The organism is Candidatus Insignibacter tubulum, assembly GCF_056790205.1.
Genome location: NZ_CP199715.1, coordinates 574,247 through 591,769, shown reverse-complemented (window position 1 = coordinate 591,769; position 17,523 = coordinate 574,247). Strand labels below are relative to the sequence as shown.

The 17,523-nt window shown below is 29.2% G+C and carries 15 protein-coding genes and 1 tRNA gene; 9 read left to right on the top strand and 7 right to left on the bottom strand.

The genetic code is table 11. The features are described 5' to 3' along the window. Window positions 1–225 precede the first annotated feature (225 nt). The 3 genes from ACUBP5_RS02520 to ACUBP5_RS02510 all read right to left on the bottom strand — a co-directional run bounded on the left by ACUBP5_RS02520 (window position 226) and on the right by ACUBP5_RS02510 (window position 2,830). Window positions 226–756, bottom strand: a complete 531-nt coding sequence (locus ACUBP5_RS02520; protein WP_482168081.1) for a ribonuclease H family protein — start codon at window positions 754–756, stop codon at window positions 226–228. Between the two features lie 6 nt (window positions 757–762). After that, complete coding sequence (locus ACUBP5_RS02515; protein ID WP_482168080.1) at window positions 763–1,509, bottom strand: lysophospholipid acyltransferase family protein; 747 nt, start codon at window positions 1,507–1,509, stop codon at window positions 763–765. 169 nt (window positions 1,510–1,678) lie between these two features. Then, window positions 1,679–2,830: a M14 family zinc carboxypeptidase gene (locus ACUBP5_RS02510; RefSeq protein WP_482168079.1), complete on the bottom strand. Its 1,152-nt coding sequence runs from the start codon at window positions 2,828–2,830 to the stop codon at window positions 1,679–1,681. A 628-nt stretch (window positions 2,831–3,458) separates the two neighbouring features. On the opposite strand from ACUBP5_RS02510, the gene lon reads away from it, so the two are divergent. From lon to ACUBP5_RS02495, 3 genes are all read left to right on the top strand, one after another. Continuing rightward, window positions 3,459–5,864: an endopeptidase La gene (gene lon, locus ACUBP5_RS02505; RefSeq protein ID WP_482168078.1), complete on the top strand. Its 2,406-nt coding sequence runs from the start codon at window positions 3,459–3,461 to the stop codon at window positions 5,862–5,864. 43 nt (window positions 5,865–5,907) lie between these two features. After that, window positions 5,908–7,140, top strand: a complete 1,233-nt coding sequence (gene lysA / locus ACUBP5_RS02500; RefSeq protein ID WP_482168077.1) for a diaminopimelate decarboxylase — start codon at window positions 5,908–5,910, stop codon at window positions 7,138–7,140. Window positions 7,141–7,560: 420 nt separating this feature from the next. After that, a tRNA-Ser gene (locus ACUBP5_RS02495) sits at window positions 7,561–7,646 on the top strand. A gap of 461 nt (window positions 7,647–8,107) precedes the next feature. Here ACUBP5_RS02495 and ACUBP5_RS02490 read toward each other — a convergent pair. The 4 genes from ACUBP5_RS02490 to recF all read right to left on the bottom strand — a co-directional run bounded on the left by ACUBP5_RS02490 (window position 8,108) and on the right by recF (window position 11,173). Then, window positions 8,108–8,383: a hypothetical protein gene (locus ACUBP5_RS02490; protein ID WP_482168076.1), complete on the bottom strand. Its 276-nt coding sequence runs from the start codon at window positions 8,381–8,383 to the stop codon at window positions 8,108–8,110. 186 nt (window positions 8,384–8,569) lie between these two features. Then, entirely contained in the window at window positions 8,570–8,818 is a 249-nt protein-coding gene (locus ACUBP5_RS02485; RefSeq protein ID WP_482168075.1) for a hypothetical protein, read from the bottom strand. Window positions 8,819–9,758: 940 nt separating this feature from the next. Then, complete coding sequence (locus tag ACUBP5_RS02480; protein ID WP_482168074.1) at window positions 9,759–10,085, bottom strand: DciA family protein; 327 nt, start codon at window positions 10,083–10,085, stop codon at window positions 9,759–9,761. Continuing rightward, entirely contained in the window at window positions 10,082–11,173 is a 1,092-nt protein-coding gene (recF, locus tag ACUBP5_RS02475) for a DNA replication/repair protein RecF (RefSeq protein WP_482168073.1), read from the bottom strand. Before recF ends, ACUBP5_RS02480 begins: the two co-directional genes overlap by 4 nt. A gap of 115 nt (window positions 11,174–11,288) precedes the next feature. On the opposite strand from recF, the gene ACUBP5_RS02470 reads away from it, so the two are divergent. From ACUBP5_RS02470 to ACUBP5_RS02445, 6 genes are all read left to right on the top strand, one after another. Further along, window positions 11,289–12,011 carry a tetratricopeptide repeat protein gene (locus tag ACUBP5_RS02470; RefSeq protein ID WP_482168072.1) on the top strand — a complete coding sequence of 241 codons (723 nt, stop codon included), beginning with the start codon at window positions 11,289–11,291 and terminating at the stop codon, window positions 12,009–12,011. Window positions 12,012–12,016: 5 nt separating this feature from the next. Continuing rightward, window positions 12,017–12,499 (top strand): 6,7-dimethyl-8-ribityllumazine synthase, encoded by a 483-nt coding sequence (gene ribH / locus ACUBP5_RS02465; RefSeq protein ID WP_482168071.1) that lies wholly within the window; start codon window positions 12,017–12,019, stop codon window positions 12,497–12,499. Window positions 12,500–12,530: 31 nt separating this feature from the next. Then, entirely contained in the window at window positions 12,531–14,336 is a 1,806-nt protein-coding gene (gene mutL / locus ACUBP5_RS02460) for a DNA mismatch repair endonuclease MutL (RefSeq protein WP_482168070.1), read from the top strand. Next, complete coding sequence (locus tag ACUBP5_RS02455; RefSeq protein WP_482168069.1) at window positions 14,333–15,034, top strand: rhomboid family intramembrane serine protease; 702 nt, start codon at window positions 14,333–14,335, stop codon at window positions 15,032–15,034. Before mutL ends, ACUBP5_RS02455 begins: the two co-directional genes overlap by 4 nt. Window positions 15,035–15,338: 304 nt before the next feature. After that, on the top strand, window positions 15,339–16,040 hold the full coding sequence (locus ACUBP5_RS02450; RefSeq protein WP_482168068.1) for an LOG family protein: 702 nt from the start codon (window positions 15,339–15,341) through the stop codon (window positions 16,038–16,040). A 309-nt stretch (window positions 16,041–16,349) separates the two neighbouring features. After that, the gene (locus ACUBP5_RS02445; protein WP_482168067.1) at window positions 16,350–17,504 is read left to right on the top strand and encodes an acyl-CoA dehydrogenase family protein; all 1,155 of its coding nucleotides are present in this window, start codon (window positions 16,350–16,352) and stop codon (window positions 17,502–17,504) included. The last annotated feature ends 19 nt before the right edge of the window (window positions 17,505–17,523 follow it).

The window sequence follows — 17,523 nt, the reverse complement described above, 5'->3', positions numbered from 1 at the left end:
ACTTTTTTAAAAAAAAAATACTTTATAATATCAGAATATTATCATAATATAATAATTTATTGATGTATAAGAAAAATAATTATAGATTATTAAAATCAGACCTCCCTTATTATAATTACCGATATTTAAACTATAAAGACCGTGTACAGTTTTATATAGAACAGGATGATATACATTGTGAAAATTATAGCTTTATCTAAGTAATAGAAAAAAACAATTTCTGCATTAAGGAATATCTTTCCCTTTATAGGAAAAGAATATATCTTGTTTTAATATTTGGGAATGCTCGTAAATATCATCTATTTTGAAAGGGCCATTTTTAGCTGCTTGAGTAGAAATATAATCACATTTTTCATTTTCAGGATGATTATTATGGCCCTTAATCCATTTAAAAGATATTTGATGTAAAAAATAAAGTTTAAGAAACCGTCGCCATAAATCAGAATTTTTTTTCCCTTTAAAATTAGATTTTTCCCAAGAAAAAACCCAGGATTTGTTAACTGATTGGCTTACATATTTTGAATCGGTAAAAATTACTACTCGTGATTTCTTTTTAAGATATGTTAATCCCGAAATGATACCCCATAGTTCCATACGATTGTTAGTGGTAAAACGAAAAGCCTCGGAAAATAGTTTTTGATAGCCATTATCAGGCATCTTCATAATTAAACAATAGCCCCCTGTACCTGGATTACCTCTGGAAGATCCATCTGAATAGATATGTATTAACGGAAGAGTTTTTTTATAAGGGTTCAAAGAATATTATTTTTTTTGAGCAAAATTCCTCAACTGGGTTTTAATAAGTTGATAACATCTATTTTTTAAAGAGATTTTATCTAACAGAGTCATTCCTTGAGTTAAAATAGGCTCATGTCTCTGAATATATACTCTACCAGGACCTCCTTTAAAAAAACAATGAGGGAATCTTTGTGCTATTCCATAAATACTAAAAATCAATAAAGGGACTTGTTTTTCTATAGCTAAGGCGAATGCACCATCTTTAAAACTCGCTAATGAATTATAATTATTAGACACCCTTCCTTCGGGAAATATACAAATGTTATAGCCTAAATCAATCCTTCTTTTAGCTTCTTTTAAAGCTCTTATACCGCTAAAATGACTTTTCCTATCTACAAGAATATTACTTTTTGCATACACATAACCAAAAACTGGAATTTTTGAAAGCTCAATTTTTCCTATAAAAACCATTGGAGACCAGTCTATAAGAGCGTAAAGTAACATAATATCCATAACTGAACTGTGGTTACTTAGGATAACATAAGGTTGATATTTATCAATACAGGTTTGTTTTTCAATTTTATAAACTATACCCATAAGCCAAAGATTGCAAATTCCCCAAATACGATGTAAACGATAAGCTAAAGGATAATGTTTTTCCTTAAAAAGGAAAAGAACGGATATTATTCCTAAAAAAGGGACTAAAATAATGTTAATTACTATGAACCATAAACGCCATAAAAAAACTAAAATTCCTTTTATCAAATACATTTATAAAAAATCACGATAATTATCCCTATAGGAGAGGAGGAGGGGATACAAAAGTAATTTTTTTTTTATGCCTAAAAAAAAACTCAAAATAAACTTAAATATTTTAACTGTATCTCAAATGTAATAAACATTTTATAAAAAAAAAGAATTTGGGGTTAAAAATGATCTTTCATCCTATTGAAACAAGTTTAAAATTAACTTTTTCTCCAAGTTCAGGATAAGTTTTTTTATTTTCCCCTAAGTAAATTTTTCCTTGAGCAAAAATTTCTTCTCGAGCAAAAAAATGACTTAGATCGCCTATTTGTACGATATATTCTTCAATTACAAGACTATTATTAGTTTTATCATAAACTTCTTGAGAGATAATTCCGATATCAGCCTGAATAGCGATGCCATTTTTTTTTAATTGAATTCCTCTGTATATTATATCTAATAAATTATGATTATTTGCTGGGATAGCAAAGTAATCTTTGTAAAGGGACACAAAACTATCTGAATGAGCAAGGGAATAAAGTCCTGCTAAAATAGCTAGAGCATTATATTTACGCGCTTTTTGTTTTTGCATATCCTTGTAATGGTATCCCGCTTCGAAAAGCACACAAGGGTATCCTATTTGTTGAAAATAATCTCCAGTAGCTGTGGGATAAAATTCATCAGTATAACGTCCTATCATTCCTGGTAAAATACTCTGAAGAGATATAGCTATAGAAGCAATAAGTCCCATAGTCTCTTTCCTTCCTTGGGTAAGGGTGCGAGAAAAATCCTCAGAAGGTGCTAAAAAAGAAAGTACTGCTGGTTTTGAAGTAGCTCCTACATGAAAAAGGCTTCGTTGATCATGTAAATTAAATAAGAATTTTGGAGAAGAATCTAATACTTGTTGAAAAAGAATTTTTGTCTCGGGACAAGCTAAGGCACAAGCATCTCGGTTTAAATCAATATTGATAGCATTACGACGCTTAAATTTCTCGGCTCCATCAGGATTAAGCATGGGAATAAAAGAGATCTTAAGTTTATCCCTAATAAACAGGGAAAGAGAATAATCTTGGGATAAGAATTTCCATACATCGAACATAGCCAAAGATCCAGTTGATTCATTACCATGCATTTGAGACCAAATGAAAATTTTTTTTTGACCTTTGCCTAAACTAAGCTTAAATATTTGTCTTTTTTCCACTGAAAAACCTATAGAGTTTACTTCAGAAACCTTTTGACAAAAATCTAAGTGACTTATTAACTGATCATATCTAAAAATTCTGGAATTTAAAGTGAATTCTTTAAAACGATCATAGCTTTTATTTAACAGATTAATATCAAATATCATATATTTTTTTTTAAAAAAAAAAATCGTGTAATTTAGTTATATATAACAATTTATATGTTATAAATGGAACAATATATCTTTATCCAAAATATGTAATTTTTATATATTATAAATAATTTTATAATTCTTTAGTATATAGTAATAAATAGATAAAATTCTGGTTTTATAATAAGATATATCTGCATTTATATTTTTCTCTAAAAAATAAATCCAGTGATTATTTCTTATAGAGTTAAAGTAAACTTTTAATAAAAAAAAGAAAAAGTTATAAATCAATAGGAGTTAGTTGAGAATAAAAAATATTGTATTATTATGTATAATAATAAGTTCATTTAGGAAATAATCAAAAAAAAATATATATAAACTTGCAAGTTTATTCAAATCATTTGATTCTTGTAGGATAAAAAATTCATCATTTTATATTTCTTGGCATAACTATTGATAATAAATAATCTTAAAAGGGATTAAAAACATATATCATATAAAACTTTATATAAAGTTAAAAGATTTACGTTGTGAAGGTCCTTCATAATAAAGTATCGCTTGACATAAAATTACAATTATACAGACATGTTAACCCGACATTGTGTAGGTATTATTTTATAGGTTAAGAAGTTAATAATTAACCATGTTAATAAAAACTATTTTAGAGGTAGATTTAGAATCTGAAGAAGAAGAATTTATAACAGTTATGAATAAAGATCAAGAAGAGCCGTTGCTCAAAAATAATATACCTGAAAATCTCTCTATCTTACCATTGCGAAATGTGGTTTTGTTCCCAGGAATAGTTATTCCAATCACTGCAGGACGCAATCGCTCTATACAGCTTCTTCAAGAAGCTTATCGAGGAGATAAAATCATAGGAGTTATTACGCAAAAAGATATAAATGTTGATAATCCTACTGAGAAGGATCTTCATAATGTAGGAACAGTTGTAAAAATATTTAAACTTCTTGAAATGCCTGATGGCAGTACTACAGTGATTCTTCAAGGTAAATGTAGATTCCAAGTTAAAAAATTTATCCAACAAAAACCTTATTTAAAGGCTGAAGTAATTGCTTTTGAAGAACTTAAAGTTTCTTCTAATGATAAAGAATACGCTCCTTTAGTAGATTCTATAAAAGATCTAGCTATAAAAATTACACAAGAAAATCCTAATATTTCTCCAGAAATAAATTTTGGGCTGCGTAATATTGAAAGTTCTTCTTTTCTAATTGACTTTATAGGAGCTAACATAGGGCTTTCGATTAAACAAAAACAAAGTCTTCTAAGCGAGAATGACTTAAAAAAGAGAGCGATGAAAGCATATCGTTTTCTAAGTATAGAACACCAACAAGTACGACTTAAAAACGATATTCAATCGCGTGTTCGTAGTGATATGGATCAACAACAACGTGAGTATTTTTTACAACAGCAAATCAAAGCTATACAGGAAGAATTAGGAGACATTTCTTATGAAAAAGAAATAGAAGAAATGCGTCTTAAGGGAACTCGTAAAAAATGGACTAAGGAAGCTGCTGAGCAATTTGAAAAAGAATTATTAAAGCTACAACGTAGCAATCCCCAAATGCCTGATTACACTGTACACCATAACTATATAGATCTAATGCTTGATCTTCCCTGGCAAAAATATTCTAAAGATTATTTTGATTTTAACAGAGCACAAAAAATTCTTGATAGGGATCATTCAGGTCTTGAAAAGATAAAAGAACGCATTATCGAACATCTTGCTGTACTAAAATTACGTGCCGATATGCGATCGCCTATTTTATGTTTTTACGGCCCCCCCGGAGTGGGGAAAACCTCTTTAGGTAAATCTATTGCAGCAGCTTTAAAACGTAAGTATGCACGTATTTCTCTAGGAGGTATGCATGATGAATCTGAGATTCGTGGCAATCGTCGTACGTATATAGGTTCCATGCCTGGACGTTTGTTACAGTCAATAAAAAAAATAAAAACTTCTAATCCAGTATTTGTATTAGATGAGATAGATAAAATAGCACATGGTGTTCACGGAGATCCATCATCAGCTATGTTGGAAGTATTAGACCCAGAACAAAATACTACTTTTTATGATAATTTTTTGGAATTAGGTTATGACCTTTCTAAGGTGATGTTTATAGCTACGGCTAATTCACTTTCAAATATACAACCTCCTTTATTAGATCGTATGGAAACTATCGAAATAAACGGATATACCCTTGAAGAAAAAGTTGAAATCGTTTGCAAACATCTTTTGCCTAAAGAACTTAAAGAACATGGGTTAAAAAAAACAGATTTATTGCTTGGTAAACAGCAAATTGAAAAAATTGTTGAAAGTTATACTCGCGAGTCAGGAGTAAGGGGACTAAAAAAACAAATTGCCAAATTGGCACGTCATATTGCCAGAAATATTGCTACTAAACAAGATTTTTCAAAGCGTTTAAGTATGGAAGGTATAGAAAAAATATTAGGAGTTCCTCAAGAACCAGAACGTTATGAAGGGGATAGTATCTTAGGAGTAGTTACAGGACTAGCATGGACTAGTATAGGAGGTGATATCCTTTATATTGAGTCTATCTTATCTAAAGGGAAAGGAGTATTAAGCCTTACAGGGAATTTAGGAGATGTTATGAAAGAATCTGCTACTATAGCCTTGCAGTATATTAAAGCGCATTATAAAGAATTTGGAATAGACCCTAAACTTTTTGAAGAACAAAATATTCACATACACGTTCCTGAAGGAGCTGTCCCTAAAGATGGACCTTCAGCAGGTATTACAATGCTTACCTCTTTAGTTTCAAGCTATAGTGGTAGAAAAGTAAAACCCTATCTAGCAATGACTGGTGAAATTACTTTACGTGGAAAGATTTTGGCTGTAGGGGGTATCAAAGAGAAAATACTAGCAGCTAAACGTTCTCGCATTAAAGAAATTATTCTCTCAAAAGATAATGAGAAAGATGTTTCTGATATTAAAAAGGACTATCTTGAAGGATTGACTTTTCACTATGTAAGGGAAATAAAAGAAGTTATTGATATGGTATTACTAAGATAGTAAACTTCTTTAAAATGGGATTAAGTGTAAATCTTATAAAGATATGAAAAAATCTAATATAGATCCGGAGTTTGACAAGTATTTACTATGTTTAGTGGAAACATATGGGACTCCATTATATGTATATGATGCCGATAAAATAGTTGGTCAATACGATAATATGATCCAGGCGTTTTCGGATATAGAAAAGGTAAATATACATTATGCTTGCAAGGCTAATACGAATTTGAACTTACTACGGCTTTTAAAAGAGAAAGGGAGTGGCCTTGATACAGTTTCCATTCAAGAAGTAGAATTAGGGTTGTTGGCAGGATTTAAGCCCCAAGACATTATTTATACCCCAAATGGGGTATCACTCGATGAAATTAAAAAATCTAAGGAATTAGGCGTACGAGTTCATATAGATAATCTTTCTGTTCTAGAACATTTTGGACAAGAATTTTCTTGCTCTTATCCTATAGGGATCCGTATTAATCCACATATTTTCGGTGGAGGGAACGAAAAAATATCTGTAGGTCATATAGATTCCAAATTTGGGATTTCTTATTATCAATTGCCTCATATTAAGCGAATTATAGAAATTACTAATCTAAAAGTCGAAGGTCTTCATATGCATACAGGTTCCGATATTCTAGAAATAGAGGTTTTTCTTAGAAGTGCGGATATTCTTTTTGAAACATCACTAGAGTTTAAAGATTTGAAATACATAGACTTTGGTAGTGGATTTAAGGTCCCATATAGATATGGAGATATACAAACTGATATTAATATCTTAGGAAAATCATTAAGCAAAAAATTTAGGAATTTTTGCCATCAATATGGTAAAGAACTATCTTTGATTTTTGAACCAGGAAAATTTCTAGTAGGACAAGCAGGATATTTTTTAGTTCGCGTTAATGCTGTTAAACAAACTATGTCTTCAGTTTTTGCATGTGTAGACTCAGGATTTAACCATTTTATACGTCCGATGTTATATAATGCTTATCACCATATAGAGAATCTTTCTAACCCTTCAGGTCGAATGCGTATATATAACGTGGTCGGGTATATTTGTGAATCAGATACTTTCGGATTAAACCGGAGAATTAGTGAAATACATGAAGGGGATGTACTATGTTTTAGAAACGCAGGAGCTTATTGCTTTTGCATGTCTTCTAATTATAATTCCAGATACCGTCCAGCAGAAGTAATGCTTTATAAAGGAAAAGATTATCTAATACGAAAAAGAGAAACTTTTGAAGATCTACTTCGAAATATAGTGGAAATAACTTTCTAGATGTCAGATAAAGTATACTATTTACAACTTTTTACGTATTTATATGATACGTAAAAAAAATGTTATTTAACCTTTTTTTTAGATTACATATAGGTATCATAAATAGGGAAAATTCCTAGCTATAACTTAATTTATAATCTCATTAAAGATTATTTTATCTCCTCTATTTTTTTAGAGGATATTTTATTAAAAAATTTCTTATACAAGATATATTTTTGTTTAATTTTATCAAATTTACTAAAAAAATAATTTCTCATTATTCCTATAATCATTTATAGGGAAAGTATAATACTTATTTAGTAAGTATGCCTCATCTATAGTTATAGATTAACAACTCTAAAAAAAACTTAATAAACGAATATAATAGTTTAAAAAACTTTGAAACTATTTTTAAACGACTTATTTTTGCCAGAATCTCTTGGAGAGATGGCAGAGTGGCCTATTGCGGCGGTCTTGAAAACCGTTGAGATTAATTATCTCCGGGGGTTCGAATCCCTCTCTCTCCGCAAAAAAAGTATTTAAAATCCTTCAAAGGACGTGATTACCTTCTTATAAATCTCAAAAAGATTATAAGAAGGTAACTGACCTCTCTTTTTATTATATCTTATGATATAAGAATAAAGCAGGATTTTTTTCTTATCCCTGTAATATTACTTATATACAGAACTGTTTTTAATAAACACATATATAAAAGAACTTAGATATAAAGTATAACAACTATATATATTAAGAATAAAAAGGACTACAGATAGGGTTAACTTATTTTAAGTATGACTTCTTTAGAAGAAAGTACAATCATCCTCCTATTCCTAATTTTTACTAGGATATAATTACTAAAGATAATAAGATAATCTAAATATTCTCAGATTATAAAATCTATTTTCTAATAGAGAATATATCCCTCTAATTGTTATAATAGAAGGATATATTCTCTATTAGAGAACTAATCACTTTAGTCTTGAAACGATTATCTATTCTTTTTAGGAGTAGTCGATGCTGCAGTCGATGCTGTAGTCGATGCTGTAGTCGATGCTGCAGTCGATGCTGCAGTCGATGCTGTAGTCGATGCTGTAGTCGATGCTGTAGTCGATGCTGCAGTCGATGCTGCAGTCGATGCTGCAGTCGATGCCTTATCGTAAGGGACCATCTTATTAGTACTTTCATAAGGATTATTCTTGTCAATACAAGAAAAACATAAAGTAGCTAACACTACAGCTAAAGGCGTAAAAAATAATCTTTTCATAAGATTTAATTATAATAGTTAACTTAAAGTACAATCACCCTCTTATCCCTAATTTTTACTAGGATATAATTACTAAAGATAATAAGATAATCTAAATATTCTCAGATTATAAAATCTATTTTCTAATAGAGAATATATCCCTCTAATTGTTATAATAGAAGGATATATTCTCTATTAGAGAACTAATCACTTTAGTCTTGAAACGATTAATCTATTCTTTTTAGGAGTAGTCGATGCTGCAGTCGATGCTGTAGTCGATGCTGTAGTCGATGCTGCAGTCGATGCTGCAGTCGATGCTGCAGTCGATGCTGCAGTCGATGCCTTATCGTAAGGGACCATCTTATTAGTACTTTCATAAGGATTATTCTTGTCAATACAAGAAAAACATAAAGTAGCTAACACTACAGCTAAAGGCGTAAAAAATAATCTTTTCATAAGATTTAATTATAATAGTTAACTTAAAGTACAATCACCCTCTTATCCCTAATTTTTACTAGGATTTTTTATTGAGATATATCATGCAATGATAATTAAGATAATCTATAATATTTTCAGGTTATAAAATTTATTCTTAAAAATAAAGACATCCCTCCTTATTGTTATAAACATAAGGATATATTCCTACAAAGGAACTAATACTTAAATTCATTGAAATTATTATAAATCCATTTATAATAATTTCAATGAATTTAAGTATTAGTTGTTTTAGAGTCAATTATTTTAACTGGATCTCTTTCATCAATACAAGAAAAACATAAAAAAGCTAATACGATAGCTAATTGTATAAAAAATAGTTTTTTCATATTTATAACTGAGTTTATAATTAATATCCTTTAACCCCCAACAGGCGAAAAACAGGATAAATATAAGCATATTTATCTTTTAAAATATCATAAATTAATATAATTTTTATTTAAACTTTAATATAGACTACAATACATGTTTGTTATGGCCTTCCGTTTCTTTTCTCTATTAAGATTAATTAACTGGATTATTATAATAGAAAATTCATAATAAATCTAAAAATTGAATTAATAGTGACTACAAAGAGTAAGAATGAAGGGAGGCAGTATTTCTACTATGAATCTTAGATGACTTTTAATAAATCATTTATGATAAATATTTTTTTTTTTTAAAAAAAAAAAGACGAACAGTTACATAAAAGCACAATACTAATAACAGTATGACAGAGTAAATCTATTCTTTAAATTAATAAAGAATAGAGTTTATTAGCTCTGATAAATTTTATTTTTTAACTTAGAGAATCCTGACTTCTTTTTTAAGAGCTATTTTAAAATATATACGTTAATATTTAATAATAAAATAGCCATATATATATGGCTACATAGTAAAAAAATAAATAGCAGTTTACTTACTATAAAAGATTAATATAAAAATTAATTAAGAGAGTTATTTGATAAAACATAATGTCTTTAACAAAGACATACCCTAATTTTTTATTAATTCTACCTATAATTTCTTTTTTTCTATAAAATAGATCCTGACGGAGTTCTGGAGCTTTTAATTTAACATGTATTACTTGATCTTTTATAGAAATTTTTTCAGTATAATGACGTATAAATCTTCCCATGATTTCTCCCCATAGAAATTTTGTTTTAGTCTCTATAAAGCCTTTTTGTAGATTATATTTAATCAAAAAAGAATGTAAAGCTTCTTTTATAGTCTGTCGATTTTTTTTCATCTCTTGATTTTAAAAATTTTATACAACTTATTTATTTTGCTCATGACATTACACATACGTTCGACATGGGTATCAGAAATAAAAATCTGTCCGAAATGTTCTTGGTTAACTAATTCTATAAGATGATTAACCCGAACTTCATCAAGTTTATCAAAAATATCATCAAGTAAAAGAATAGGGGAAATATTACGTTGTTTTTTTATAAAGTCAAACTGGGCTAATTTCAGAGCGATCAAAAAAGATTTTTGCTGACCTTGTGAACCAAATTTTTTAATAGGTAATTCTTTAATTAAAAATTCTATATCGTCTTTATGAACACCTACTGAGGTATATCCTAGAAAAAGATCTCTTTGAAATTCTGCTCGTAATGATTCGTAAAGATTTATATGATTTAAAGTGCTTTTATACTTTAGGGAAACCCTTTCATTTTGAGCAGAGATTTTTTGGTAATGCTTTTGAAAATCAAATTTAAAATCTTGAATAAATTTTTTTCTTTTTTGATAAATTTTGTTTCCTTTTTCTTGCATTTGATAGTTATAAATATCTAGAAGTTCATTGTCCCCAGCAGTAGTAGGTTGCTTAATCATTTGCTTAAGAAGAATATTACGCTGGATAAGTACCTTATGATAACGTAAAAGTAATTCAAGATAGGGTTTATCTGATTGTGATATAACATTGTCTATAAATCGTCTACGAACTTCACTCCCTTCATTAATAAGATTTCGATCATAAGGTGAAATCACTACTAAAGTATATTCTCCTATATGCTCTGTAAGGCGTTCATATATTTTTTCATTTTTTTTTAAAATTTTTTTTCCGCCTTTCCTTAGACTACAACTAACAGATTCTTCTCTATTCCTTTTCTCAAATATACCTTCGATTAGAAAGAAGTATTCTCCAAATTTTATATTTTCTTGATCATTCAGACTGAAAAAGCTTTTCCCAAAAGCAAGATAATGAATAGCATCTAAAAGGGTTGTTTTCCCAACACCATTAAAGCCTACGAAACAGTTGAGATTTGAAGAAAATTTAAAAGTCTCCTCTTTTAAATTTTTAAAATAAAGTACGTGTATTTTTTTAAGAAACATTTGGTTTTACTAATCATTTTAAGCAAATTTAGTGATAAAATCACCGTATATTTTATCTAAAAAATATATTGTTTTGCATGGAAAAAATTAACTTTACTAAATTTAATTTAACAAGATGTCTGATAGAAAATCATCTGAAAGTAACTTTACATTTTTAAGCTTTTTAAAAAAAATCAACCAGGTTATTATCTCTAACTCTAAGATTTTTTTAGAGCAACCTCTCAAAAAATTTTTTTTCTTATTAGGTATATTATTACTAATTTTCATAGGCTACTTCGCCTATGAAAGATTTTATTTAGAGGCTCATCAAGAAAAAGCGCTAAATCATCTTTTTTACGCACGCCAATATTTTTTGCGTGATGAAATAAAAAAAGCATTAGGGGGAGATCCCTCTCTAAGAAATGGAGGATATATGGGATTTGTTGATATTATTAAAAATTTCCCTTCCACTCAAGCAGCTAATATTGCATATTTTTATGCAAGCCTTTTAAACTATAAGCTTGGAAATTATGAGAACTCGCTTAAGTTATTGAAATATTTTTCAGCTAAAGATAACTTTCTTTTTCCTATAAAATATGGTATGATGGCTGATACTTATGTTCAGTTACATAAAAATAATCAAGCCTTTAATTATTACATAAAAGCGATTCAATCTAATGATAATAACATTACAACTCCTATTTATCTTTATAAAGCTGCTATTCTATCCTTTAACATTGGTAAATATAAAGAAGCGCAAAATTGTTTTTTTAAACTCAAAGAGGAATATCCTAAGAGTGCTTTTGTAGAAGAAATAGATAAATATTTATCATTAATAAATGTAAAATTACAAAAATAAATACCTTGAAAATTCCTCCTGTTTACACTTTTAAAAAAAACCTTGATATATCCAAATTTAAATTTGGGACTATAACTGCTTCTTGGAATAAGGATATTACTGAAAACCTTCAAAAGGGGGTTCATAAGGGATTTATTGCCAGAGGAATTTGTCAAGAGAATATTTTTCATTGGGAAGTCCCAGGCAGTTTTGAACTTATTTATGCAGCAGATAAAATATGTAGGACACAATCTATTGATGCCCTTGTGACAGTAGGCGCTATTATAAAGGGGAAAACTAAACATTTTGAATATGTTTGCCAGGCAGTATCTCAAGGAATAAAAGATATTAATCTTCGTCATGACATACCTGTTATTTTTTGTGTGCTTACTGATGAAAATAAACAGCAATCTTTCAATCGTTCTGGAATAAATACAGGAAATAAAGGAATCGAATGTGCAAACACTGCTATAGAGATGGCAATATTTAGAAAATATATTATCTTATAAGTTTATTAAAACTATCTCTCTATATCATTTTATGTCAGATATTATACACTTATTACCAAGTTATGTGACTAATCAAATTGCTGCAGGGGAGGTAGTTCAGAGACCTGCTTCGGTAGTAAAAGAGTTGATCGAAAATTCTTTAGATGCTAACTCAAAATTTATTGAACTTGTTATTATAGAGTCTGGAAAATCTCTTATTCAAGTAGTTGATAACGGTAAAGGCATGAGTGTTGCTGATTCTCATAAGAGTTTTGAGAGGCACACTACGTCTAAAATACAAAAGGCAGAAGATCTTTTTAAGATCCGGACTATGGGTTTTCGTGGAGAGGCCTTAGCATCTATAGCTGCTATTGCGCAAATAGAAATGTGCACACGTAAAAAAGAGGATGAATTAGGGATATGTTTATTTATTGAAGGAAATAAGATTAAAGAAGAATCGTTTATACAAATGAATAAAGGAACGTCTATCTTAGTAAAGAATATTTTTTATAATGTTCCAGCACGGAGAAATTTTCTTAAATCAACTAAGATAGAGTTTAGTCATATCTTAGAAGAGTTTCACAGATTAACACTCTCGCATCCCAAGATTAGTTTCCGCATGTATAATAATGGTCAACGAATTTTCGATCTTGCCTGTTCTTCACTTAAACAACGCATTAAAGAAATTTTTGGATATAAAATAAATGAACAACTTATTCCAATAAGTGAATATACTGGGAAAATTAGTATAGAAGGATTTATTACTAGGCCCTCCTATTCTAGGAAATATAGAGGTCAGCAGTTCTTTTTTGTTAATCATCGTTTTATTAAAAACCCTTATTTACATAAAGCCATTTTAGATGCTTTTGATGGGCTTTTACCACCAGCTCATCATCCTTCTTATTTTATTTTTTTAGAGATTTCTCCTGAGCATATTGACATTAATATACACCCTACTAAAACCGAAGTTAAATTCGACGATGAATCTTCTATATATATAATTCTTCGAGCTGCTGTAAAACGTGCTTTAGGTCAATATCAAATAGTATCGACTTTAGACTTTGAAAAAAATATGAATTGGGAAGTAGCTTCCTTTGAAGAGGAAGGACTTATTAAAATACCTAAAGTTACTGCAAATCTTGATTATGATCCTTTTAAATCTGATAATTTTACGTTAAAAACACCTCTTAAGAAACAGCATGGAGTATTATCTACTAAAAATTTATATGAACAGATATGTTCATCCTGTATATCCTGGGAGCAGGAAAATATTAGTTCCGAACCAACGATTTTTGATAGAGAGCTAGCTAGTAATATTATAGCTTTTCAGTTGCATAAAAAATACATCTTAACTGCTCTATATTCAGGACTCATTATTATCGATCAGCATCGTGCTCACAAAAGAATACTATATGAGTCCTTTTTACAATTGTCTGATAAAAAAAATAAAGTCAGTCAAAAACTTCTATTCCCCATAACTCTTTGTTTCTCAAATACCGAAATTTTAATTATTAAACAGTTTGAGAAAGATTTACTTGATATGGGATTTATCTTAAATTTTCAAAATGAAACATTTTTAATAGAATCAATTCCTGTTAATATGGATCAACATCAAATAAATGATTTTTTTCAAGAAATACTTTCAGGCAATATTCCTGATACAACAAATCAAAAAAAGCTACTAGCATATACTATGGCTCGTTCTGTAGCTATAAAATATGGAGTAACGTTACTATCAGATGAGATAAATCATTTAGTTCATAAACTCTTTGCCTGTAAAGAACCTAATTTTACTCCCTCAGGAGGAAAAATTTTTATTACTATACATCTTGATTTTATTGAAAAACAATTCAAATGAACTTAATATCTTATTCATCTTCTAATTTGGTAAAATATATTGTATATATTAATGCTATACTATATATAGCATTTTTTGTCTTCCCGCAATATCATATTGATGATATACTAGGATTGTATAATCCTTTTGATATGCGTTTTAGATTTTACCAACTTTTTACACATATGTTCATACATTCACGAATTTTTTTTTTACATATCTTTTTTAATATGTTAGCTCTATGGATGTTTGGAGTTCAAATGGAACGACTTTTAGGAAGTATCAAGTTTTTAGTCCTTTATTTTATTTCTGGTATTATGGGAGCAATTTTTCAAATTGCTTTTAATATTAGTCTTATTTACAGTTATACAAATAGTTTAGATATATTATATATCAGCCATGATGCTAGTATTTACAATTCTTTAAACGATAACCAACATAAAATTCTACAATTGGCTATGTATTGTCCTATAATGGGCGCTTCTGGCGCAATAGCAGGTATAGTAGGTGCTTTTGCTCGATTTTTCCCCGACAATAAGATTTTTATTATCCCTTTCCCTTTTCCGATAGGCGTTCGCAAGGCACTGGCATTTTTTATTATTATTAGTTTGATTCTATCGTTTATTAATTACTCTTCTGGAATAGCGCATTTTGCGCATATTGGCGGTACATTGACAGGCTATATTATAACGAATTATTATTTTCTTAGAAGATTTTAGAAATCAAAAGAAACAAAGTTTAAAATTTATAACGAAGAAATCATAAATCAATTACGGGAGAAAAATAAATAGATTAATAAAAAAAAAATATTTAGAAGTTATAAATTTGGATATAAATATTGATATAAGTAATTACTATATAAAATAGCGATTTCTCTTTTTTAGAGAATGGGTATTATCTAATCCCTTTTTTTAGCTTATTCACATATTCAGAATTAGATATTATATCTATATCAATAGATATATCATATAATTTCCTATTTTAATAATTAGATTTTTATCTAAAAAAAAAATATGGGTTTTTATGAAAAAAAAAATTATTTCTAATAAAATAACTGATATAACTCAAAAAAATATTTATAATATTAAATCTAATGATGTTTGGTCTTTGCTTAAGATTATATCTGAGTTTGTGCAAGGATACGAGAAAATGGCTTATATGGGCCCATGCGTATCTATTTTTGGATCTGCACGTACTCCATCAAATGATAAGTATTATAATCTTACTGAAAAAATTGCTTTTTTGCTCGCTAAACGAGGTTTTGGAATTATCACCGGAGGTGGTCCAGGAATTATGGAAGCAGCTAATAAAGGAGCTCACAAGGGTAACGGACCTTCAATAGGTATAAATATTAAGTTACCTTTTGAAGATCATGGTAATGCCTATATAGATCCTGATAGATGTCTTTTTTTTGATCATTTTTTTGTTCGAAAGACAATGTTTATAAAATATTCTCATAGTTTCATAGTTATGCCTGGCGGTTTTGGCACACTTAATGAACTTTTTGAAACTATAACGCTTATTCAAATAAATAAAGCAGCTAAGTCTCCTATCATTTTAGTAGGATCTGAATTTTGGAGCGGCCTTATTCAGTGGATTCGAGATAGGTTGCTCTCGATAAAAAATATAAGCGAAGAAGATTTAAAATTATTTTGTTTAATAGATACTCCAGAAGAAATTATAGAACATATAGAAGATTTTTATGAAGAAAATAGATTTTTTTAAAAAAAATACATAAAAAAGCCTTCTATTTAATTTTATATGCATTATTTTTTATATCACAATACAAGAAAACTCTTTTCAAGAATTTATCATTTTTCTGATAAAGAATTTGCCGATTCGGTTAATGCTTTTATTTAAGAAAATTAGGAAGTTTAAAACTTACTATCTTCTTATTTTAGTAAGTATTCTAACTTTTTCTATGAAAGAAAAAAGGAAAGAGCAATTCTAATTAATGTAAAATATTAAATTTATAACAACCATTTTAAGATTTCTAGCATATCATTTATATTTGTTTTCCAAAAATAGAAGCAGATGGTAAGCTTTTACATACCTAGTTCTGATAAAGAATTTACCGATTCGGTTAATAATTTTGTTCAAGAAAATATTGCTCCTTATACTAGAGAGTGGGATGATAATGAGGCTTTCCCAAGGAGTCTTTTTTTACAGATGGGAGAAAAAGGTTATACAGGCGCACTAATCCCTCAAAAATATCATGGTAGCGCCTTTTCCTACTTTGAATACATAAGTATCATTTTAGAAATTGCTAAAAAAGATCCATCCATAGCACTTTCTATAGCTGCTCATAATTCTCTGTGTAATAATCATATATTATCATTCGGTAGTGATGATCAAAAAACTCGTTGGTTACCTAAATTAGCCTTAGGTGAACATATGGGCGCATGGGCTCTTACCGAGCATAATACAGGATCTGATGCTAAAAATATGTCAACTACAGCCCATAAAGACGGAGATGAATGGATATTAAACGGCCAAAAAAATTTTATTACACAAGGAATTAGTAGTGATGTATTAATAATTATTGCTCGTACGGGAGAAAAAGGAGATCATCATGGCATAAGCACTTTTATACTCGATAGAAACACGCCAGGGTTCTCATCAGGAGAAAAAATAAAAAAATTAGGTATGCATGCATCTGAAACTGCCGAGCTGTTTTTCGATAACTGCCGTCTATCGGAAGATCGTTGCTTAGGAAAAATTGGAGAAGGTTTTTTCCAGGCGATGAAAATTCTAGATGATGGCCGAATATCAATAGGTGCCATAGCATTAGGCATAGCTAAAGGAGCTTTTGAAATAGCTTTAAACTATGCTCAAAAAAGAGAACAATTTGGGAAACCTATTGCAAAATTTCAGGCGATATCTTTTAAGTTAGCGCAAATGGCTACTAAAATTAAAGCAGCTGAACTATTGCTTTATAAAGCTTGTGATAATAGACAAAAAGGACTTTCTATCAACCTTGAAAGTGCTATGTGTAAATATTATGCCTCAGAAGTCGCTGTAGAAATTGCTAACGAAGCGGTCCAAATATTAGGCGGGTATGGTTATACCCGAGATGCTATAGTAGAAAAATTTTATCGTGATGCTAAACTTTGCACTATAGGCGAAGGTACTAGTGAAATTCTACAGCTAGTGATATTCAAAAATCTCATTAAAAATCTTTTAACTTAAGGTTAAAAATATTATTTTC

Coding starts and splice junctions, on each gene's coding strand:
- ACUBP5_RS02510 (WP_482168079.1), bottom strand. CDS start 2,830: ATGATATTTGATATTAATCTGTTAAATAAAAGCTATGATCGTTTTAAA.
- lysA (WP_482168077.1), top strand. CDS start 5,908: ATGAAAAAATCTAATATAGATCCGGAGTTTGACAAGTATTTACTATGT.
- lon (WP_482168078.1), top strand. CDS start 3,459: ATGTTAATAAAAACTATTTTAGAGGTAGATTTAGAATCTGAAGAAGAA.
- ACUBP5_RS02480 (WP_482168074.1), bottom strand. CDS start 10,085: ATGAAAAAAAATCGACAGACTATAAAAGAAGCTTTACATTCTTTTTTG.
- ACUBP5_RS02450 (WP_482168068.1), top strand. CDS start 15,339: ATGAAAAAAAAAATTATTTCTAATAAAATAACTGATATAACTCAAAAA.
- ACUBP5_RS02445 (WP_482168067.1), top strand. CDS start 16,350: ATGGTAAGCTTTTACATACCTAGTTCTGATAAAGAATTTACCGATTCG.
- ACUBP5_RS02470 (WP_482168072.1), top strand. CDS start 11,289: ATGTCTGATAGAAAATCATCTGAAAGTAACTTTACATTTTTAAGCTTT.
- ACUBP5_RS02485 (WP_482168075.1), bottom strand. CDS start 8,818: ATGAAAAGATTATTTTTTACGCCTTTAGCTGTAGTGTTAGCTACTTTA.
- mutL (WP_482168070.1), top strand. CDS start 12,531: ATGTCAGATATTATACACTTATTACCAAGTTATGTGACTAATCAAATT.
- ACUBP5_RS02490 (WP_482168076.1), bottom strand. CDS start 8,383: ATGAAAAGATTATTTTTTACGCCTTTAGCTGTAGTGTTAGCTACTTTA.
- recF (WP_482168073.1), bottom strand. CDS start 11,173: ATGTTTCTTAAAAAAATACACGTACTTTATTTTAAAAATTTAAAAGAG.
- ACUBP5_RS02515 (WP_482168080.1), bottom strand. CDS start 1,509: ATGTATTTGATAAAAGGAATTTTAGTTTTTTTATGGCGTTTATGGTTC.
- ACUBP5_RS02455 (WP_482168069.1), top strand. CDS start 14,333: ATGAACTTAATATCTTATTCATCTTCTAATTTGGTAAAATATATTGTA.